16 protein-coding genes and 2 tRNA genes are annotated in these 20,351 nt (G+C 49.8%); 6 read left to right on the top strand and 12 right to left on the bottom strand.

All coding sequences use genetic code 11. The features are described 5' to 3' along the window. Window positions 1-22: 22 nt before the first annotated feature. The 4 genes from BN4_RS05495 (at window position 23) to hslU (ending at window position 3,303) form a co-directional block, all read left to right on the top strand. Window positions 23-430, top strand: coding sequence for an RrF2 family transcriptional regulator (locus BN4_RS05495; RefSeq protein ID WP_041720684.1), 408 nt, complete (start codon window positions 23-25; stop codon window positions 428-430). 225 nt (window positions 431-655) lie between these two features. Then, window positions 656-1,201, top strand: coding sequence for a macro domain-containing protein (locus BN4_RS05490; RefSeq protein WP_015414374.1), 546 nt, complete (start codon window positions 656-658; stop codon window positions 1,199-1,201). A 17-nt stretch (window positions 1,202-1,218) separates the two neighbouring features. Beyond that, complete coding sequence (gene hslV, locus BN4_RS05485; protein WP_015414373.1) at window positions 1,219-1,758, top strand: ATP-dependent protease subunit HslV; 540 nt, start codon at window positions 1,219-1,221, stop codon at window positions 1,756-1,758. A gap of 162 nt (window positions 1,759-1,920) precedes the next feature. Continuing rightward, window positions 1,921-3,303: an ATP-dependent protease ATPase subunit HslU gene (gene hslU, locus BN4_RS05480; RefSeq protein WP_015414372.1), complete on the top strand. Its 1,383-nt coding sequence runs from the start codon at window positions 1,921-1,923 to the stop codon at window positions 3,301-3,303. A 75-nt stretch (window positions 3,304-3,378) separates the two neighbouring features. Here the strand turns inward: hslU and BN4_RS05475 are convergent, their stop codons facing one another. The 12 genes from BN4_RS05475 to BN4_RS05420 all read right to left on the bottom strand — a co-directional run bounded on the left by BN4_RS05475 (window position 3,379) and on the right by BN4_RS05420 (window position 17,340). Beyond that, window positions 3,379-5,265 carry a chloride channel protein gene (locus BN4_RS05475; protein ID WP_015414371.1) on the bottom strand — a complete coding sequence of 629 codons (1,887 nt, stop codon included), beginning with the start codon at window positions 5,263-5,265 and terminating at the stop codon, window positions 3,379-3,381. 28 nt (window positions 5,266-5,293) lie between these two features. Continuing rightward, entirely contained in the window at window positions 5,294-6,286 is a 993-nt protein-coding gene (locus BN4_RS05470) for a bifunctional riboflavin kinase/FAD synthetase (RefSeq protein WP_015414370.1), read from the bottom strand. A gap of 81 nt (window positions 6,287-6,367) precedes the next feature. Then, window positions 6,368-7,807 (bottom strand): beta-barrel assembly-enhancing protease, encoded by a 1,440-nt coding sequence (locus BN4_RS05465; RefSeq protein WP_015414369.1) that lies wholly within the window; start codon window positions 7,805-7,807, stop codon window positions 6,368-6,370. A gap of 131 nt (window positions 7,808-7,938) precedes the next feature. Next, window positions 7,939-9,294: a transcription termination factor Rho gene (rho, locus tag BN4_RS05460; protein WP_015414368.1), complete on the bottom strand. Its 1,356-nt coding sequence runs from the start codon at window positions 9,292-9,294 to the stop codon at window positions 7,939-7,941. Window positions 9,295-9,569: 275 nt separating this feature from the next. After that, window positions 9,570-10,085, bottom strand: coding sequence for a CarD family transcriptional regulator (locus BN4_RS05455; RefSeq protein ID WP_015414367.1), 516 nt, complete (start codon window positions 10,083-10,085; stop codon window positions 9,570-9,572). A gap of 88 nt (window positions 10,086-10,173) precedes the next feature. Further along, on the bottom strand, window positions 10,174-10,839 hold the full coding sequence (gene pth, locus BN4_RS05450) for an aminoacyl-tRNA hydrolase (protein ID WP_015414366.1): 666 nt from the start codon (window positions 10,837-10,839) through the stop codon (window positions 10,174-10,176). A gap of 131 nt (window positions 10,840-10,970) precedes the next feature. Next, window positions 10,971-11,594, bottom strand: a complete 624-nt coding sequence (locus BN4_RS05445) for a 50S ribosomal protein L25 (protein ID WP_015414365.1) — start codon at window positions 11,592-11,594, stop codon at window positions 10,971-10,973. Window positions 11,595-11,752: 158 nt separating this feature from the next. Then, complete coding sequence (locus BN4_RS05440; protein WP_015414364.1) at window positions 11,753-12,691, bottom strand: ribose-phosphate diphosphokinase; 939 nt, start codon at window positions 12,689-12,691, stop codon at window positions 11,753-11,755. A gap of 33 nt (window positions 12,692-12,724) precedes the next feature. Further along, window positions 12,725-12,799: transfer RNA gene (locus BN4_RS05435), tRNA-Gln, on the bottom strand. Between the two features lie 112 nt (window positions 12,800-12,911). Further along, window positions 12,912-13,796 carry a 4-(cytidine 5'-diphospho)-2-C-methyl-D-erythritol kinase gene (ispE, locus tag BN4_RS05430; RefSeq protein ID WP_015414363.1) on the bottom strand — a complete coding sequence of 295 codons (885 nt, stop codon included), beginning with the start codon at window positions 13,794-13,796 and terminating at the stop codon, window positions 12,912-12,914. 42 nt (window positions 13,797-13,838) lie between these two features. Further along, window positions 13,839-15,254, bottom strand: a complete 1,416-nt coding sequence (locus BN4_RS05425) for a Do family serine endopeptidase (protein ID WP_015414362.1) — start codon at window positions 15,252-15,254, stop codon at window positions 13,839-13,841. 139 nt (window positions 15,255-15,393) lie between these two features. Continuing rightward, window positions 15,394-17,340, bottom strand: coding sequence for a methyl-accepting chemotaxis protein (locus tag BN4_RS05420; RefSeq protein ID WP_015414361.1), 1,947 nt, complete (start codon window positions 17,338-17,340; stop codon window positions 15,394-15,396). A gap of 240 nt (window positions 17,341-17,580) precedes the next feature. On the opposite strand from BN4_RS05420, the gene BN4_RS05415 reads away from it, so the two are divergent. Both BN4_RS05415 and BN4_RS17045 read left to right on the top strand, forming a co-directional pair. Continuing rightward, window positions 17,581-17,657, top strand: a tRNA-Arg gene (locus BN4_RS05415). A 401-nt stretch (window positions 17,658-18,058) separates the two neighbouring features. Then, entirely contained in the window at window positions 18,059-20,305 is a 2,247-nt protein-coding gene (locus BN4_RS17045) for a response regulator (protein WP_015414359.1), read from the top strand. Window positions 20,306-20,351: the final 46 nt, after the last annotated feature.

Raw genomic sequence — 20,351 nt, 5'->3', positions numbered from 1 at the left:
CGACGATTTCCACGAAGAAACCATGCGCATAACGACCAAAAGCAGATACGCCACGAGAATGGTCCTTGATATTGCCGTGCATGGGCAACACGGACCAGTGTTGAGTCGTGATATTGCTGAACGGCAGGATATTCCACTAAAATATCTTGAAAAATTGATTCGAGAATTGCGTAAAGCCGGACTCATCGTCAGTCGTCGTGGTCCACAGGGAGGGCATACTCTTGCGATTCCAGCGACTGACATCACAGTGGGAGACATTGTGCGCATCATGGAATGCCCGCCAAAGTACGATGATTGTGCATGCGCGGATAACGATTGTGAAGGGTGCCCCATGGCCGAGGGATGCTTGACTCGAAATATATGGGTTGAAACGACACGATGCATGTTCGAAAAGCTTGACTCATTTGTTATTGGCGAATTGATCAAATAATTTTATTCCTTCCTGCTGCTTCTTTATGTCCATTTCAATTTGGGGAAGGGGAGTCTCCGTCTCTCTCCAGGTTTTTTCACTCTTTTCATTGAATGCTGCATTTGAGAGTTCTCTTGTCTCATCTACTTCAAAATCGAGCTTGGCCTTTTGTGGATTGCATTCGTTTGAACAAAAGCCGTTTCACCTCTTGCTATTTGCTTTGGGCGATTTATAATTCCAGATACCATGCTACGTTGGGAAATCGGCTCCGGCCACCTCTTCATCCGACAGGACGACATCACGACTCTTGCTGTGGATGCCATAGTCAATGCAGCTAATTCGGAGTTGGCTGGTGGAGGTGGAGTTGACGGATCAATACATCATGCCGCAGGGCGGGATTTACTGCATGCTGCATGTCAGGTGATCATTGAAAGCATCGGGTCTCTCCCCGTGGGGGAGGCTCTCTTGACGCCTGGTTTCAACCTCCCGGCAAGGTATATAATTCATACCGTTGGCCCCTTTTGGCGAGGTGGAACAGCACATGAATCACACCTGCTGCGAAACGCTTATCTGAACAGTCTTCGACTGGCTCATCATCACTCAATAACGACAATCGCTTTCCCGGCCATATCCTGTGGAGTGTTCGGCTATCCTCATGAGGATGCCGCACGGTGTGCTCTTGCGACCCTTGAAGAAGGGCTTGCAGCAGGATTGGTTTCGGAGGCAGGCATGGTCCTGCATGGCGCTGACACCTACAACATATGGGCTGCCGTCGCCAAAGATCTTTTCTAATCAGGCAAGGAGAAAGAATGGAACTCAGAGGAACGACTATTATTGCGGTCAAGGACGACTTGGGAACAGCCGTGGCAGGCGATGGCCAGGTAACTTTCGGTCAGTCAATTGCCATGAAGCATACCGCCCGCAAGGTTCGGCGGATATACAAAGATAAAGTCACAGTTGGTTTTGCCGGAGCAACAGCTGATGCTTTTACCCTCTCCGAGCGGTTTGAATCCAAATTGGAGACCTATTCGGGGAATCTCATTCGGGCGGCGGTTGAGTTGGCCAAGGATTGGCGGACCGATAAATATCTGCGAAAGCTTGAAGCCATGTTGCTTGCGGCAGATGGTGAGCATATTTTGATAATTACCGGAAATGGAGATGTTATAGAGCCTGATGACGGCGTTGCCGCCATTGGATCTGGCGGAGCCTATGCCACAGCGGCAGCCCGTGCTCTTCAACGCAATACAGAGATGCCAGCCAAGGATATTGCTCGAAAGGCAATGGAAATTGCCGCTGAAATATGCGTGTATACAAATAGCAATATCATCCTTGAAACACAGGATAAGTAGTTTTTTCTGAGCATTGTTCAGGAAGTCCTCTGCTCTTCCTATCCATGCCGAATTGTCAATCAATCAATGTTTCCTCTCCCGCGTTGAGAGGATATTATTTAATAAAATATGAGGTTCTCCCCTCTCCGCTTGAGAGAGTTTTGAATCGCCGGAGGCATTTCCATGAGTAATTTGACACCACGAGAGATCGTATCCGAACTTGATAAATATATTATCGGTCAGAACGCGGCCAAACGTATGGTTGCCATAGCCATGCGTAACCGGTGGCGGCGGCAGCAGCTGGACCCTGAACTGAGAGATGAAATTGCCCCCAAGAATATCATTCTGATGGGACCGACCGGAGTTGGTAAGACCGAGATTGCACGACGTTTGGCTCGGTTGGCCAAGTGCCCTTTCTTCAAAGTCGAAGCGACCAAATTTACTGAGGTTGGGTATGTCGGTCGGGATGTTGAATCCATGATTCGTGACTTGATGGAAATCGGTGTTACCATGGTCCGCAAGGAAGAGACCGAGAAGGTGCGCATCAAGGCGGAGAAAAACGCTGAAGAGCGTTTGCTTGATCTTTTGTTGCCTCGCAACAATGCCAAATCAGCCAATCCCGCCGGATTTTTCATGGGATCACCGAACGGCGAGATTGAAGAGAAATCGGAATCTCCAAAGGATGATTCCACGCGCGAGAAATTTCGGCAGATGTTTCGAACAGGTCAGCTTGATGACCGCGAGGTTGAATTGGAGGTCACTGTTCAGTCGGGAGCGCAGGTTGAAATCATGGCTATTCCGGGCATGGAAGAGATGGGATCAAATCTGCAAAGCGCTTTTTCCAATATGTTTCCAGGAAAGCGCAAGCCCCGCAAGATGAAGATTCAGGAGGCCTATCAGGTTCTTATTGATGAAGAGGCAGACAAGCTTATTGACCCGGATGTAGTGAATGAGCTGGCGCGGGAGCGTGTGGAACAGCAGGGGATCATCTTTGTTGATGAGATGGATAAGATCGCCTCTCGTCAGGATGCCGGGGGGAATGCCGACGTGTCCCGCGAGGGTGTTCAGCGTGATCTGCTCCCTATTGTTGAAGGGAGCGTTGTCAATACGAAATATGGCATGGTCAAGACTGATCATATCCTGTTTATTGCGGCAGGTGCCTTTCACTTTGCCAAACCGTCTGATCTTATTCCCGAGCTACAGGGACGTTTTCCCCTTCGTGAGGAACTGGCGTCTCTGCACAAGGAGGAATTCTACCGTATCCTGACCGAGCCTAAAAATGCGTTGACTGTGCAGTACAAAGCTCTGCTTGAGACAGAAGGTGTGAGCGTGGATTTCTCCAAGGAAGCATTGGAAGAGATTGCGGGTAATGCCGAAAAAATCAATGAAGAGACCGAGAATATCGGCGCTCGGAGATTGTATACTATTATGGAAAAGATATTGGCCAATCTGTCTTTTGAAGCTCCTGATAAATCGGGACAACAGATTGTGATCGACCGCGAGTACGTCAAGGAACAAATTGACGACGTCATTGAAGATCGCGATTTGTCTCGATATATTCTCTAAAGGTCAGAGTGAATCAATAAAAAAGTCCCCGTTGAACTTGGTGTTCGACGGGGACTTTTTGTTACTAGTATCAGTCTAGAGAGCAGCTGACCCTTCAGGTGGTATGGCCGTTTCCTCGCTGTCCTCACCTTTTACCTCGGCAATGGCCTCGGCATAGGCTTGGAAGACATCATCCCGATTGATGAGGCCGATAATGTCGCTGGTATCTGTCTGTGAAACAACCGGAATCTGTGCATAATCCGTATTTACGAAGCGGAGAAGGGCCTGGTAAAGGTCATAGTCTGGACGAACGTAAACGGGTCTGGACATGAGATCCCGTACAACGATAAGATCGTGTAATCCTTCCTCAAACATCCAATTGCGGACATTGTTGATGGAAATCATTCCCGCATACCAACCATCAGCCCGTTTGACAGGGAAGTTGAGTTGGTCTGAACTGGCGATGACGTTCGTCAGTTCCTTGAGCGTCGTGGATTCCTGAAGCACGACCACTTCTCCTGGGTTGTAAAAATCGGTCACATGCATTTGTTCGAGCACGTTAATCGTTGCATCTTCAGCATGAGCCGGGGAGTCGAATTTGTTCTCCACCTGATGTTCATAGAGAGAGAAGTTGCGGCCAAGGACCAGGCATAGGGCTGATGCGAGCATCAGCGGAGCCAGGAGTCCATAGCCCTGGGTCAACTCCGTGACCATGATGAGTGGGCCGATGGGAGCATTCGCCACACCTGCGAAAAACGCAGCCATGCCCACAAGGATGTAGGCACCCGGTTGCGTCACAATGTCCGGGAAAAAGTGATTGCCCATTTTGCCGACAAGCCCGCCGGACAAACCACCAACAAACAAGGCCGGGGCAAACATGCCGCCTGACATCCCGGAACCGATGGTAATGGATGTCGCCACGGTCTTGCCGACTATCATGTAGCACATGGCAAGGGCTGGTATTTGACCGAGGATGGCGAGTTCAAGCCAACCGTATCCACCGGAGAGCAGACCGCCTGTGATGAATCCGTCTGAGGCGGTATAGGGGTAGAGAATACCAAGCAATCCCATGGCAAGTCCGCCTATACCCATTGACCAGATAATACCGAGCTTTTCCCTCAGCGGGTAGAATATATTGTATTTTATGATGGTAAAAGTACGAATATACATCCAGCCTGCTGCGGCACAAACAAAAGCGAGCAGGGTGTAGAAGATCAACTCTCGTGGATCACTGAAGGAAAAACGTGGGATACTGAAAATGGGCTCGGTTCCATAGAAGAATGTGAAGATGGAGTAGGAAACGACCGAACTCATGACCGACGGCAGAATCGCTTCAGCTTCGAAATCCTCACGGTAAATAACCTCGACGGCTGTCAGGGCACCACCGAGCGGTGCACGAAATATGGCCCCCAGACCTCCTGCTGCTCCAGAGAGCAGAAGCAGTCGCCTTTCCTTGGCAGAGAAAGCAAATTTAGTGGCTAACCATGTGCCGACTCCGGCACCCATCTGGGTAATGGGACCTTCTCGTCCGGCACTGCCTCCCGAAGCAATGGTCAGGATTGAAGTCAGGCCGCGAATGATTGCAACGCGGGCACGGACAATACCTCCCTGGTTATGGAATGCGTTGATAGTGGCGTCTGTGCCATCTGTTCCACCGGTAATAGCCTCCGGGATATATTTATTAATGAGCCAGCCCGTGAGAAGGCCGGTTCCGGTCGTGAAAACCGGAATCAGCCATGGGCGAAATTCACCTGCCGGGCCGTGGAAAATTCCTTCACCAGCGGGTTCCGGCGAAACAATACCTGCGAGATGATGCTGGAGGATAAATTTTCCAGCTTCCACCAACCAGAAAAAACCGACGGCCACAAGACCGGAAAGGGTGCCCACCAATACGCCGATGACTAACCAGCGGAAGGGGGCTACAGTGCTGTACGATTTGGCAAAATCGCGCCAATAATTGAAGAATTGATTGATAAGGCCCATGATGCTCTTTTGGTGCTTTGGGTTCCGTCTAGTCCTGCCGGTTCTGTGTCGAACCGTTTTCGAAGGCGGGCCTGGTCAGTTGAATTTCGGCTTCGGGTTGGCTGAGAATCTGTCTGCCGAGTTCGATGTCTTTGCCGATCCGATCTTTGAGTTCATCAATACCGGAAAATTTTTTTTCATCTCTTATACGTTGAACAAAATGAACGCGAATATCGCGCCCATACAAGTCCCCTTTAAAATCAAGGAGGTGGGCTTCAACAGACAGGGCGTCATTGCCGAAAGTCGGATTTCTGCCAATGTTCGCCACTCCCATGTGGACTCTACCGTCAACTTCGACCCAGTTTGCGTAGACTCCAGGTTTGGGAAACAGTTCATCCATGAGTTTGAGGTTTGCAGTCGGAAATCCGAGGAGGCGTCCGCCCCGGTTCATGCCGTGAACAACTTCTCCCTTGACCTGATAAAACCGGCCGAGGAGGGGGCGTACGGCCCAGACATGGCCTGCATGAACAAGATCGCGGATACGGGTGGAACTGACCACGGCATCTTCAATGGTGACGGGATCGAGGCGGTCGACTGTAAATCCGTTTTCTTTGCCCAATCGGGTCAGGGTGGCGAAATCACCGGTGCGCCCTTTCCCAAGATGGTAGTCGTACCCAATGATCAACTCCTTCATGTTGACGCCGTCCAGCAGATATTTCCGAACAAATTCTTCAGGTGTCAATTTTGCCATTTCCATGGTGAAATGGAGCAGCAGACACACTTGTGGGCCATGCTGTGAAAGGAGTTCCAGTTTTTGCTCCGTGAGTGTGATGAAGGGCGGGTTCCGATCACTGCTCAGAACTTTGAGCGGGTGTGGGTCGAAAGTGACCACAACGCTGACCAATCCTCGTGCCTCTGCCCTGGAGCAGGTTCGATGAATCAGTTTCTGATGCCCTTTATGGACGCCGTCAAAGTTGCCAATGGTCACACATGACCCGGCTATGACGTCCTTGATATCTTCTATGTTCCTGACGGTGATCATGTGTTTCTTTTTTTCTTAAGGCTATTGTTCACTGGGAAGGAGAGCAAACTACGTGAAAACCGTTCAGTGTTCAAGGAGCGCCTAGTTGTCTTTCTTTGTCCGTTCGTTAATCACTGACTCAAGGTCTTTGAGTTGCTGTTCCTGCGCGTCGGTTTTGGCTTCAGTTTTGGCTTGTTTTGCGTGGTAACGGCCTTTTGCGATATCTCCAGAGTATATGGCGGCGTAGGCAAGGTGCAGGTTCCCGCTGAAAGCATCGCCGGATTCTCCGAGAATCATGCCGAGGTGATGGTGGACTTCCGGGTCTTCCGGGACCAGCTCGAGGACTTTGCGCATGTTGGATGCGGCCCGGTCATACTGATCGGCTTCGGCTTGCATTCGAGCCAGGTAAAAGAGTGCCAGGGCATCATGTTTGTTTTTGATGACTGCCAGCTGAAGGTATCTGAAGGCCTCAGCCTTTCTATCTGCTTTGAAATAGAAAATCCCTGCTTCGCGTGCGATCAGTGGGTCCTGATGTTCCATGGCCAAGGCCTTGCTGAAAGCAACGGCGGCCTGATCCATATTTTTGAGCCGGGCCTGGACATTGCCAAGTGCCATGTAATCCAGCGCTGTATATTTGGAAGGTGCTATATTTTGATAATAAGCAAGGGCAGTTGTTTCAGGTGACATTTTGGAACGAACCAGAGCCTGGACTTTGACCAGGGTCGTGTTGTCGTCCTTTCGATCCAAAAAGGACTCGGGCATGCGCTTAATGCGTCCGTTGAGATAGTCTATACGCTCTGCAAGACCGGGGTGAGTCGAAAGATAGGCGGGCATTTCAGAGCTTGAACTGGTGAACCAGCGATTTTTGAGCATCAACTCAAAAGTCTGTGGCATACCTTCTGGATTGAAACCAGCCTTGACCAGTGAGTTCATGCCGACATGGTCGGCCTCATTTTCATCTTCCTGAGAGTATTGCAACATGGCAGCAGTGCCCATTCCCTGGGAACCGAGTATGATGGCTTGAGCTGCTTTGCCTGAGCCAGATCCACCGGCAATGCCAAGAAAGGCACCGGCCAGAACTCCGGCGATCGTGAGCATGCCGACCTTGCCCTGTTTTTCTATCCGGCTCGCCATGTGGCGCTGGGAGACGTGCCCAAGTTCGTGAGCTATGACTCCAGCCAGTTGAGATTCGTTTTCCACGGCTTGGATCAACCCGGTGAAAACATAGATGAATCCACCAGGAGTTGCGAAGGCATTGAGTGCGGAATTGGCAATCACTGCGCTTTTGACATGAAAAGGCATGGGGCGTTTTGCCGCAACAATGCGTTGGACAAGTCCTTCAATATAGTCGGTGATGAGAGTGTCGCCGACCATGGGCATCTGAAGACGAATAAGCTTGTCGAATTTTCGACCCATTTCGTTTTCATCGCGAATGGTCACCTGCTTTTCCGGGAGGATTCCGGCATGCGCCATGGTAGCCGGTGTCAAAACCAGTGTCATGCAGATGATGAAAATTGTCAGAATGATGGGGAGCCGCTTCACGTGCTTACCTCGGTTAGAATGAAACTGAGTTCATAGTAACCATTTGGCGTCTCATGGCAACCTTGACCGTGTGATTGCACAAAAAACGAAGCGGCCTTGAAAGGCCGCTTCGAGTCATTTTCATTGGGTTGCTATTTGCTCATTGATTCGAAGAATTGTCTGTTGTTCTTCGTCCCTTTCATCTTGCCGCGCAGGAACTCCATGGAGTCTATAGAACTCATGGGCGAGAGGAGCTTGCGCAAAATCCAGACGCGGTTGAGAACGTCTTCTTCCAGAAGCAGTTCTTCCTTGCGGGTACCAGAGCGGTTGATGTCAATAGCCGGGTAGACTCGTTTCTCCGAGAGATGGCGGTCAAGATAGAGTTCCATGTTGCCGGTTCCCTTGAATTCCTCGAAGATGACTTCGTCCATGCGAGACCCTGTATCGATGAGTGCGGTTGAAATAATCGTCAGTGAACCGCCTTCTTCAATATTGCGTGCTGCACCGAAGAATCGCTTGGGACGCTGGAGGGCGTTGGCATCGATGCCACCGGATAAAACTCGTCCGGACGACGGAGTCACCGCATTATAAGCACGGCCCAGGCGTGTGATGGAGTCAAGTAGGATAACAACATCCCGCTTGCGCTCAACAAGGCGTTTGGCTTTTTCGATGACCATATCGGCCACCTGAACGTGACGCTGCGGTGGTTCATCAAAGGTGGAGCTGACCACTTCGGCCTTGACCGTGCGTTGCATGTCCGTCACTTCCTCAGGCCGTTCATCAATGAGCAGGACAATGAGGTCCACCTCTGGATGGTTGGCATTGATGGAGTTGGCAATGGTTTGCAACATGATGGTCTTACCGGTGCGGGGCGGGGCCACAATAACACCGCGCTGCCCCTTGCCGATGGGAGCAAGCAGATCAATTATGCGTGAAGAATAATTCTTGTCACCATTTTCAAGCTTGAGTTGCTCTTCGGGATACAGAGGCGTCAAGTTGTCAAAAAGGACGAGATTCTTGGAGTGCTCAGGCTTCTCGTAGCCAATTTCACTGACACGGAGGAGAGCAAAATACCGTTCACCCTCTTTGGGGGGGCGGATCTGCCCCGAAACAACATCACCCTTGCGAAGTCCGAAACGACGGATTTGCGAGGGTGATACATAGATGTCATCAGGACCAGGCATGTAGCTGTACATCGGGGAACGGAGGAAACCAAAGCCGTCAGGCAGGATTTCAAGGACACCGTCACCAAAGATTTGTCCATTCTGTGAAGCACATTGTTGCAAAAGCTCGAAAATGAGCTCCTGTTTGCGCAACCCGCTCGGGTTCTCAACCTCCAACTGGACAGCGAGGTCCGTGAGGTCCTGCATGGATTTGAGCTTGAGTTCAGCCAGATTCAGCCTGTCGACACCATTCCCGTTCGGGGTAGCGACAGTTTTCTTCTTGCCTCGGGCGGCGGGCTTGCCTTTGCCTCTCGGGGTTTCTTTTGCAGTCTTTTTCTCGGCCATAGGTTTGAAATTTCGATGTTTAGAGGTTTTGGTAGAAAGGCGTTGAGAGTCTTGGTTACTGAGGGACTGTCAACGTATTTCCTAGGGAGCGAAATATATCGGGGATGGAAATGGACCGATCAAAACGTCGTCCAAGGCGGTAAAAGAATTACCTCTTGTCTGATTCAGTGACGACTTTCGCGTCTCAATTAACGATTGTAGTGGGATATATGAATCAAGCCGCAGAGGCGGCAACAGTTTCGGAGTACCCTAAACCGGACGTGTTGACAAGTCCCTTATGATTTTTCTTCCTGTGCAGCAATAACATCAGCAAACATTTCGTTAATATCTTCTTTAATCAATTCCTGGTCTCGATCGACAGAATAGGCGAGTTCCATGGAAACAAGTCCCATGGCCTGCTCGAGAAGTCTGCGCTCTCCGAATGAAAGCTCCTTGTCCTTGCCGATGAGGAAAAGTTCCTTGAGGACATAGGCAACATCAGAAAGATCACCACTCTTGAGCTTTTCGGAGTACTCGCGGTAGCGTCGGTTCCAATTCTGACCAGTATAGCCGGTAAATTCCGATCGATCATTAAGAGATTCAAAGATTTCCTGTCCGATTCTTTTACTGCACACGGAGCGCAGGCCGACATTTTCGGCATTGGCAACAGGGACCATCAGGGTCACATTGTTACTCAGAATGCGAACAATATAGAAATCAGCCTTGACACCGCCGATTTCCTGGGATTCGATACGTTCGACACGACCGACTCCCTGGGAAGGATAGACAACTAACTCATTAACCTTGAACACTGGCGACAAAGCTCCTTGCTTCTGCTAATTCACATGCGCAGAAAGTCAGCATACCGAAAATGCGGGAAAGAGTCCATGACAACAAAATTTAGGAGTCTGTTTGCCTGTCGGCATTATCGTCCTCGATTTGTTCCGCATTCTCTTTTTCCGGCTCTGCTATGGAAAAACCGTTGATGTGCTGGGTAGCGAACCCGACCCCCCGGCGATAAAAAATATCCAGCCCCTTGCAGGCATGCTCGATAATCTCCGGAATGTGTATGGCGTTCTCTGGCATAAATGGTTCGAGAACCCACTCGCTTATTGGTTTGAATTGATCATTCGGGCGTCCGACACCAAGTCGGAGTCTGTAAAAATTGGGAGTATTAAGGCTGTTTTGGATTGACTCCAATCCATTATGTCCGTTGTTTCCCCCACCTTTCTTCAGTTTCATTCGCCCAACAGGAAGGTCCAGTTCGTCATGAATAATCATGACCTGATCCACGCTGAGGGTATGGCGACCGCATATTTTTGAAACAGCTTTGCCACTGAGATTCATGTAAGTCATTGGCTTGGCTAAGAGCCTGTAAGCTCCGGCAAATTTGACTTTCCAGAGTTCATAGTCACCGGATTCATTTATTTGCTCAAGGTGCATATTTTTGCGGCCTTGAGCCATGGCAATAATCCTGTCCACAAGCATGAACCCTATATTATGACGGGTTGTCTCGTATTGTGAACCGGGGTTGCCCAATCCGATGATGACGCCTTTGAAATCCATGTATGCTCTGCCTCTCGCGTGATGATCGCCGACCTAGGGCGGAGTATATCAGCCTCTCTTCAATGAAGCAAAAACCTCCCGGAGTGCGGAAATCCGCACCCCGGGAGGTGATAGTATTACAATGTGGGGTGTTATTCGGAAGCTGTGCTTTCTTCCTCACCTTCATCTTCGCTTTCTCCGTCATCCTCGACCCGCTTGGCGGTGATAGTGAGGACTGCGAAGTTTTCATCGAAGATCGGTGTGACGCCCTCTGGGAAAACAACATCCTCAATACGGATGGAGTCCAAGAGATTCATCGAGGAAATGTCGAGAACAATGCTCTCGGGAATGTCCATAGGTTTACAGACGACTTCCACGACTTCGCGATACAGTTCCATGCGGCCGCCCAGCTTGACGCCCGGGGAGGAACCTGTGATCTCGAAGTGGACGGGAATCTTGATTTCCTTGTCGAGGTCAACCCCGTAAAAATCAACATGCTCGGGGTGGCCTGTCACAGGCTCATTGCGAACACGCCACATCAGGGCTGGCTTGGTCTCGGTCTTACCATCCTTTTCCAGGACCAACTCGAAAACCTGTGCATTACCCACTTTGGCGTAAGCTTGCTGCAGGGGAACCATGTCCATTTTCACCATGATGTTGGTGCCGTGAGCATCGTAGTAGATGCCGGGAACTTTTCCGGTGGCGCGCATACGGCGGTTAGGGCCTTTGCCCACTTCGGTGCGCTCCTGAACATTCAGTTTCAGCAGTTCTGCCATGATGTTTTCTCCTTTTACGCCCTGGCCGTTCACCATGAACGGACGCTCGCGCTTCAAATGGTTTATGGTGACGCTAACTTGTCTGAAAGAATTCAACGTATGATAAGAAGAACTCATTCATGCAATTGTTTTCAGCGAACATGTCAGCGCATGACAACTTATATAAACAGGACAGACACGGAAGATTCCGTGTGAACATTATTGATGGCTTTTGCGAGCAGGGAGGCTACAGAACGCTGTTTGATTTTTTTGCAGCATCCTTTTTCGTCATTGAGTGGGATCGTGTCAGTGACTATGACTTCGGAAAATGCGGATTCTTCCAAACGATGAATAGCTGGCCCAGACAGGACTGCGTGAGTTGCGCAGGCCATGACATCCTTTGCTCCGTTATCCATGATCACATTTGCGGCGGCACACATGGTCCCGGCGGTATCTATCATGTCGTCGATGACAACGGCAACTTTGTCTTTTACATCACCAATGATGTGCATGGCTTTTGCCTGGTTGGGAGCATCACGGCGCTTATCTACAATAGCCAGAGAAGCTCCCAGGCGCTTTGCATACGCGCGAGCACGTTCCACACCGCCTGCGTCAGGCGAAATGATGACAAAATCATCATCCCGGTCACGCAGGTGTTCGAGCAGTACCGGAGCGGCAAAGAGATTGTCCACCGGACAATCGAAGAAGCCCTGAATCTGACCTGCGTGCAGGTCGCAGGTTACAAGACGCTGCATACCGGCTGCTGACATTATATCAGCGACCAGTTTGGCAGATATAGGTGCTCTTGGAACAACCTTGCGGTCTTGGCGAGCGTAGCCGAAGTAAGGGACAACTGCCGTCACGCGGGATGCGCTGGCTCGCTTGAGCGCGTCCAGCATAAGACAGAGTTCCATAAGGTGGTAGTTGACTGGAGAGCAGGTCGGCTGGACAACAAAGACATCGTCACCGCGGACGTTTTCACCGATCTCAATTCGAATTTCTCCATCGGAGAAACGTTCGCGGAGCACTGGAGAGGGCTTGGTGCCCAAATGCTCGCAAATGGCCTCGGCCAGCTTTGGGCTGGCGGAACCGCTGATGATCTTCAACTCACCGTGCATGTGGAAACCCCGTTATGCAGTTTGTCTGAAAATTGGCTGGGGCGGAAGGATTTGAACCCTCGAATGCATGGACCAAAACCATGTGTCTTACCGCTTGACGACGCCCCAGCATATTTCCCCATGGTATGGGGACAGATCGTATCAAGTCCGGTCTTCAAAGTATTCGGAGTGTAATCCCGATATTTGAAATGAATGAGACCGGTCTGTCAACTGATGGTTGTCAAGGACAACACATCGTAAAAATTTCAATCTCGTTTCCTTTAAGAGCAACGGCAGCTTGTTCTGCTGCAACTCTGCTGCGGAACAGGGCGAATATAGATGCCCCTGAACCACTCATGGCAGCGCTGATTGCTCCAACATTGATAAGCTTCTCTTTTATTTCGCGAAGCACCGGGTGCTTTGCGAAGACAGTTGGCTCAAAGTCGTTTTTCACAACCAGTTCCGAAACGGGAGATGGATTCTTAGTATCGTTATGAGGGGTTGTCAAGAGTTTGCTGACAGAAGAAAATGGATTGTTGTTATCCCACGCTTGAAAAGCCCATGAAGTCTCAACATGGATGTTCGGAAGAGCAAGAAGCAGTGTCATGCCTGAAAGAGATATCTCCGATGGAACGAGTTTTTCTCCTATGCCCTCGGCCCAGGCTGGTCCATCCAAGAGGAAAAAAGGAACATCAGCTCCCAGTTGTGCTGCAAGCGAGCGAAGCTCGGCAGTACCGAGCGCTTTGCTGCCTGCATTGTCATTGAGCCAGCGAAGCATCGTTGCGCCATTGGAACTCCCGCCGCCAAGCCCTCCTCCCAGGGGGATATTCTTATCAAGAGTGATAAAAAGGCCGGGTTGGAATCCTGTGGCTTCCCCATAAGTTTTCCATGCCTTGTAGATGAGATTGGAGGTTGATTCCAATTCCGGTCTTTTGGGGCATCGCATAAACATGTTTTCATCATGGCCAGGTTCTATTCGAATCGTATCGTACAACTCGGTGACCGGATAAAAGAGTGTGACCAATTCATGGTACCCATCTTTTCGTAGGCCGAGGATGCTCAGATGAAGATTGATTTTGGCCGGAGAGGCCACAATAGTTTCAGTAAGGGACGAATGGGTGTTCATTGGGTATAAAAAGGGGCTCCCGGAGGAGCCCCAGGTTGTAATCTATTTTGTCTCAAGCGGAAGGGCCACAAAGATATTTTGCCCTTGGCGTTTGATGAGGAGCATGACCGCTCCACGTTTCTTGTCGCGTTCGATCACGCTCTTGAGTCCTGCAGTGGAGGTTACATCCTGCTGATTAGCCTGGATGATCACGTCGCCTTGGCGGATTCCTTCATCTGCAGCGGGGGATGTTTCATCAACCTGGATGACAAGCAGTCCCTGTGGTCGTTCCAGTCCCAGGGCATTTGCCTCTTTTTCGGTGATTGTCTTGAGTGACATACCAAGCACCAGGGCTTCCTGATCGGGGTGTTGCGGGCGCATGGCTGCCATGGTCTTTTCCCCTCGTTCGCCCAAGGTGACCGTCTTGGCTATTTGTTTGCCGTTGCGCCACAAAGTGAGCTTGGCTTTGTCGCCGGGTTTGAGGCTGGCTATTTGTCTCAGCAATTCGTTGTTGTCGGTTGTTTTGACTCCATTGACCTCAAGAACAACGTCACCTTGGAGGACTCCGGCCTTGTCAGCTGGTTGATCCTCGGCAACTGAAGCGATCAATGCCCCTGTCGGCTCAGCAAGGCCCAGTGCTTTGGCCTGATTTTCTCCAACGCTTTGGATGGTGACTCCGAGCCAGCCACGTTTGACGGTCTTGCCTTCGCGGAGTTGATTGATAATTTTTTCGGCCTGGGTGGAAGGAATAGCGAAGCCTATATTTTCGGCAGCAGCATTAATGGCTGTATTGATCCCGATAACTTCGCCCTGCATATTCAGCAGTGGCCCACCGGAGTTGCCTGGGTTGATGGAAGCGTCTGTTTGCAGAAAATTGTCAAACGGTCCAGCTCCGATAATTCTGTGCTTGGCCGAGATGATTCCTGCTGTGACGGTGTTGTCCAAGCCATAAGGGTTGCCGATAGCAAGAACCCATTCACCTACCTGAATGGCTTCAGAATCACCCATTTTCAAAACAGGAAGTTGTCTGTCTATGTCGATCTTGATGACTGCGAGGTCTGTCTCTCTGTCACTGGCGATCACTCGAGCGACGTATTCCGTATTATCGTCCTGGAATCGAACGGTAACCTTGTCCGCTCCATCTATGACGTGATTGTTCGTGACAATCTGGCCATCTGGAGTGATGACGAACCCTGACCCTTGCGCACGTTGTTTTCGTGGTTGGCGTTGTTGTTGTCCAAAAAATTGGTCGAAGTGTTCAAAAAAATCTCTGAAGCGTTGCCCCTGGGGTATTTGCTGTCTGAATTGTTGCACATGCGGGTTGCTTTTTGTCGTTGTTTCCGTAGAAATAAAAACAACTGATTTGCCCGCTTTTGCGGCGAGTTCCGTAAAGACCGGAAGGCCGTTGGCATACGCAAGAGCCGGCAATGCCAGCACAAGAGTCAGTGCCAGAGTGTATTGAGAAAGTCGACGGATCATAAAAGCCTCCTAAAACAGATGCGGAAAACAGGATTGCGGTATTGCCGCGTTTTCGAAGTATAGGACTTTTTTCTGTCGTGTAAATAGTGTGAATGGTTTTGCACCAAAAAAGAGTCTTTTGTCACCGAGTCGAAAAGTGTTAGCCAGCTTTGGCTGCCAGTTCTTCAAGCCGTTGTGCGAGGTTGGTGAGTCCGCGAATAGCTTCGGTTGATTCACGCATTCCATCGGCGGTCTGGTCCGAGATGATGCTGACTTCGCTCACTGAACTCATAACCATTTCGCTGCTCGTTGACTGATCTTCCGAAGCCTGGGCGATGGATTGGACTTGTCGGGTAGTCCCCTCGACAAGTTCGACAATTGCTCCCAAGGCCCGTCCTGATTTTCCTGCCAGGTCTGTGGCTGAACCGACGGATTTGGATGCGTTTTCCATGTCTTCAATATTTTTTCGGGCAACTTGTTGTATGGATTCGATAGCTTTGGCGACGTTTTTTGTGGCATCCATCGTCTTTTCTGCCAATTTCCGTACTTCGTCGGCGACAACGGCAAATCCTCGACCCGCTTCTCCTGCGCGGGCTGCTTCAATCGCTGCATTAAGGGCCAGAAGATTTGTCTGGTCTGCTATGTCGTTAATCACACCAATGATGGCCCCGATGGATTCCGTATGATTGCCCAGGACGTCCATGCTTTGCTTGAGAGAATCTGCCTGCCTGTTGACCTGGGATATGGAGTTGATGGATTCTTCCACCACCTCTGCGCCTTCCACGGCTTTTGCGCGCGCCTGCTCTGCCTGCTCGGCAGCACCGGAAGCATTCCGGGCAACGTCCAGAACCGTTTCATTCATCTTTGCCATGGCAGCAGCTGCCTCGCCGGAAATTTCGCGTTGGGCATGGGCTCCGTCTGAGATGGATTCGATCCGAGCAGACAGCGCACCTGTAGAGCTGACCAGTTCCTGGGCGGCATTGTTGATTTCAGCACTTACTTCCTTGATCATGGTCAGGTTCGCTTCTGATTCCGCCTCTCTGCGGACCAGCAGGGTGACATCGCGTGCCACAACAAGAGAACCGAGCGTCTGCCCGCTTTTATCGGAAACTTCGGTTGTCATCTCGTCGAGGATAACCTCTTCTCCGTCTTTAAGGCAGGTTACATAGTGGCCGCGCTCTTTTGCGTGTTCTGCTCTGACGAGTACTCTCGAGGCATCAGTCCCCGGAAAATCTTTGACATGAACACCCGCGTAGCCTGCGGCAACAGTATTGCCGAAAACGACCTTGCCATTCTTGCCCAGGAATATGGGGTCGGGAACCGCGTCGAGCACGGCTCGGTTCAAAGCAAGCATGGATTCGATATTGGCAAGAAGTTTGTCAAAAGTCTGAGTCAGTTGTCCGACTTCGTCTGTGCGCCCATCATGAATGCGCTTGGAAAAATTCTTACTCGCTTCAATGTCTGTCATTGTTCTGGACATCGAGATAATGGTGCCGGTCTGACTGCGTTGAATGATGACGGCCACAATGATGACAGCTGCCAGGGCAATGAATGCTATGATAAGAAAAACAAGCTGAAGTTGCGACGCTGTGGAGAGCTCGGAGTGGGCGCTGTCGCCCAAGGCGGAAACATGTTCTCTCAGGGTTTTGAATCCCTTAAAGGCCGGGGTGTCATTGATCTTGACGGCTTTGTCTATTTCGGATGGCGTGGCACCATTTTCAAACATGTTCTTCACCATGGAAGTATTGCTTGTATACAATCCCATGACGGATTCTATGACATCAAGAGCCTTGCTTTCTTCTTTTGATATTGAAAATTGTCTATAACTGTTGATATCCTTAAGGATTTGAGATCTGTTTTTCGCGATGGCCCCAAGGTATTTAGTATTTCCTCGCAGAACGAAATTTTTGAAATTATGGATAATTCCACCGTAACCGAATTGGTTTTCAATATCCGAGACAAGTCTTTCCCTGACTTCTGCCTCGTTTTTGTAGTTTGTCCAAGCCGTATTGATCCTGTCTATAGTCCAGAATTGGGCTATGCCGGAAAAAAGAATGGCGATAACGCCAGCAGCCGTGACAAGAAGAGTCTTTTGTTTGAGAGTCATGGAGTCGCCCTGGTTGTCCGAGGATGTCGAGTTTTCTGAATAATGGGTATGGGTAGTTTTTAAGCCTACAACAGAGCGTGTCAATCAATCAATGTATAACTGTGTTTTTGAACGATTTTTAAATTGATGGAACGCTTGTTATCAGGAAAATCGCATGATTGAATAGATGAAAAGCTTGCCTTTTTATGCCTGCTCAGCTAGGGACATTTCCCTGCGTTCGGTATTTCCGGATGTTTGTGTGCCCCCATAGCTCAGGTGGATAGAGCACAGGATTCCTAATCCTGGTGCCGCGTGTTCGAATCGCGCTGGGGGCACCAATTTTTTCAGGGGTTTACGCTGCGTGTCAGCGTAAACCCCTTTTCTTTTTTCTAACGTATTTCTCCCTGTGCGGCAGGAGCATGCCACTCTTCGCCGCTTGCCATCTTTTGTCCTTTTGAAAATGAGCTTTTCGTTGGAGAGGTCGCATCAAAAGAATATCTTGGCTTTTTTCTCCATGGAAAGAGGTCTCAACCTCTGAAAGTGAAAAAAAACAGTGCTTTTCTCCCTAGCCCTTTTGATTTTTACTAAACCTCTATTGGGGGCGGATTATTTTTCCCCTCCCTTAAAAAAATAAGAGGGTGTGGAGACAACCCTTTTTATCTATGCTATCGGTTGTATTTATAGACAGGTGTAATTTTCTCTCGGTTTGAAGATAACACACTGCTGAAAGGAATGGAGAATGCTTTTCAAACTGATCCATGGTTCTCTCCGGAAGAAAATTATATATATCGTTGTTTGGGCCACTTTTCCGGTCTTCTTGGTTCTCCTTTTACTTGAGTTCAATCATCGTGATGAAGCGGTCCGGATTGCGGAGCGGGATACCACGCTCTTTCTCCATGGCTTCAGTGAAGTGCAGCGTCGAATCACGAATTCAACGAGAACATTACTTCGAACTGTCTCGGAATTACCCGCCATCAAGCAGAGGGATATACCTGGGAGTACTCGGATTCTTGAGACATTGCTCAAGGCCAATCCTATTTATACGAATGCTATTTTGCTTGATGAGCACGGTGATGTCTTGGCTATCGGTAAAGGGGAGAATCAGGGATTCAATTTTGCCGATCGCAAACAGTTTAGGGATGCGGTGGAACAAAAGGAGTTTTCTTTTGGCGAATATGTGATTGGAAAGACGAGTAAAAAGTCCATTTTCCCATTTGGAATGCCGGTTCTTGATGAATCCGGTCGTTCTCTCGGTGCTCTTATTATCGGTGTTGATTTGAATCATTATACAGAGTTGTTTGATAATTCAGCTTTTCCAAAGGGAGCCTTTTTCGGATTGTGTGACAGGAATGGACTTCGGCTATTCCGTCGTCCTGCCCCTGACGGAGCAAAGGCGGGCGGTCGGATCAAGAAGGAAGTTTTTGATATCGTACGGAATGCAACCAAGCCTGGGATCATTCATACACAAGGGTCAGATCAGTTGCAGCGAATAATGGCCTATGAGCCCCTTCGTCTTGCACCGCATGCCCCTCCCTATATGTACATGTTCATGGGCCTTGATCGAGGCAGGGTTCTGGAAACAACCAATATGGCGATGGTGCAGGGCATATTGGCCAGTTTCTTTTCTCTATGCGTTGCTGTGCTGCTGGCGTGGCTACTCGCCTGGAAAAGCATCGGAATAAGAATGAACAAGCTTATCTGGGCGACGCGGCGCTTGGGGCAGGATGGAGATTTTCAGGGAAGCGGGGTCCCTTATACTGATGGTGAGATCGGTGAATTGGCGGAAGCCTTTGATACCATGTCAGCAACGTTGAAGAGGCGTGAGGAGGATCTTTTGGCGGCACGGATCAGTGCCGAGGCTGCCAACCGGGCCAAAGATGAATTTTTGGCCAATATCAGTCACGAGGTCAGAACACCGCTCAATGGTGTCATGGGGATGCTCCAACTTCTCAATGATACACAACTTGACAAGGAGCAGCTTTCTTTTTTGTCTACCGCACTTCAGTCGTCAAAAAATTTGATGCGAGTCCTCAATGATCTCCTTGATTTCATCAAGATAGGCGCAGGGAAGCTGGAGTTGCTGGAAGAGGTTTTTGACCTGGAGGATTTGATCACGCAAAGCATCAATCTCTTTCAGCTCCAGGCCAAGGAAAAAGGGCTTTCCATGACTTATCACATCGATACAAATGTCTTGGGAACCTATACCGGCGATGTGGGGCGTCTGCGACAGGTCATATTCAACCTGCTTGGTAATGCGATCAAATTTACACCATCAGGGAGCATCAAAATAGAGGTGTATGGTCTGCAATCGAAAGAGGAAGAGAAGGCCCGGTTGTTTTTTGCCATAGAAGATACCGGAGTCGGAATTCCTGATGATAAAATCGAGTATATTTTTGATGCCTTCACTCAGGTGGATGGCTCTCTTTCCCGAGAATATCAGGGGACTGGTCTCGGATTGCCAATTGTCCAGAAACTCGTCAACTTGATGGAGGGGACGTGCGTTCTTGAAAGTGAAGTCGGTGTTGGCACCACGCTTCTTTTCTGTGTACAGCTTAAAAGAGGAGGGACACTTCTCCCTCTCTATACTGTGAAAAAACACCAGTCCGTCTCAGCTTCTTTGCGTATTCTTCTTGTGGAAGATGAGAAGGTGAATAGGCTCATGGCGCACCGTATTCTCGAGAAAATGGGACATTCGGTTGAGTGTGCCGAGAATGGATTTCAATGCCTGGAGAAGCTTTCCGAGAGTGCTTTCGATGTCGTCCTGATGGATATCCAAATGCCTGGGCTTGATGGGCTTGGTGCCACTCGAGCGATCCGTACCGATCCGAATTACGCGCATTGCAATACAATTCCGATTATCGCTCTTTCCGCCCATGCGGCAGAGAACGACCGTCAGACTGCTCTTCGCGCCGGAGTGGATGTTTATCTTGTCAAACCCTTTGACAAGGATGAATTGGAAGAAGTGCTTGCGGGGTTCGCGAATTAATTGGGGGGATCTGCTGCGAGGAGATATGGCAAGAGTGCCTTTGCTC

This window comes from Pseudodesulfovibrio piezophilus C1TLV30 (genome assembly GCF_000341895.1).
In the GTDB taxonomy this organism is placed as follows: Bacteria; Desulfobacterota; Desulfovibrionia; order Desulfovibrionales; family Desulfovibrionaceae; genus Pseudodesulfovibrio; species Pseudodesulfovibrio piezophilus.
Note: the sequence above shows the minus strand (reverse complement) of the source record. Positions and strands in the feature narration are given on the sequence as shown.

Excerpts from the sequence above, each read along its gene's own strand:
- BN4_RS05495 (WP_041720684.1), top strand. The coding sequence starts at position 23 with ATGCGCATAACGACCAAAAGCAGATACGCCACGAGAATGGTCCTTGAT.
- BN4_RS05490 (WP_015414374.1), top strand. The coding sequence starts at position 656 with ATGCTACGTTGGGAAATCGGCTCCGGCCACCTCTTCATCCGACAGGAC.
- hslV (WP_015414373.1), top strand. The coding sequence starts at position 1,219 with ATGGAACTCAGAGGAACGACTATTATTGCGGTCAAGGACGACTTGGGA.
- hslU (WP_015414372.1), top strand. The coding sequence starts at position 1,921 with ATGAGTAATTTGACACCACGAGAGATCGTATCCGAACTTGATAAATAT.
- BN4_RS05475 (WP_015414371.1), bottom strand. The coding sequence starts at position 5,265 with ATGGGCCTTATCAATCAATTCTTCAATTATTGGCGCGATTTTGCCAAA.
- BN4_RS05470 (WP_015414370.1), bottom strand. The coding sequence starts at position 6,286 with ATGATCACCGTCAGGAACATAGAAGATATCAAGGACGTCATAGCCGGG.
- rho (WP_015414368.1), bottom strand. The coding sequence starts at position 9,294 with ATGGCCGAGAAAAAGACTGCAAAAGAAACCCCGAGAGGCAAAGGCAAG.
- pth (WP_015414366.1), bottom strand. The coding sequence starts at position 10,839 with ATGGATTTCAAAGGCGTCATCATCGGATTGGGCAACCCCGGTTCACAA.
- BN4_RS05445 (WP_015414365.1), bottom strand. The coding sequence starts at position 11,594 with ATGGCAGAACTGCTGAAACTGAATGTTCAGGAGCGCACCGAAGTGGGC.
- BN4_RS05440 (WP_015414364.1), bottom strand. The coding sequence starts at position 12,691 with ATGCACGGTGAGTTGAAGATCATCAGCGGTTCCGCCAGCCCAAAGCTG.
- ispE (WP_015414363.1), bottom strand. The coding sequence starts at position 13,796 with ATGAACACCCATTCGTCCCTTACTGAAACTATTGTGGCCTCTCCGGCC.
- BN4_RS05425 (WP_015414362.1), bottom strand. The coding sequence starts at position 15,254 with ATGATCCGTCGACTTTCTCAATACACTCTGGCACTGACTCTTGTGCTG.
- BN4_RS05420 (WP_015414361.1), bottom strand. The coding sequence starts at position 17,340 with ATGACTCTCAAACAAAAGACTCTTCTTGTCACGGCTGCTGGCGTTATC.
- BN4_RS17045 (WP_015414359.1), top strand. The coding sequence starts at position 18,059 with ATGCTTTTCAAACTGATCCATGGTTCTCTCCGGAAGAAAATTATATAT.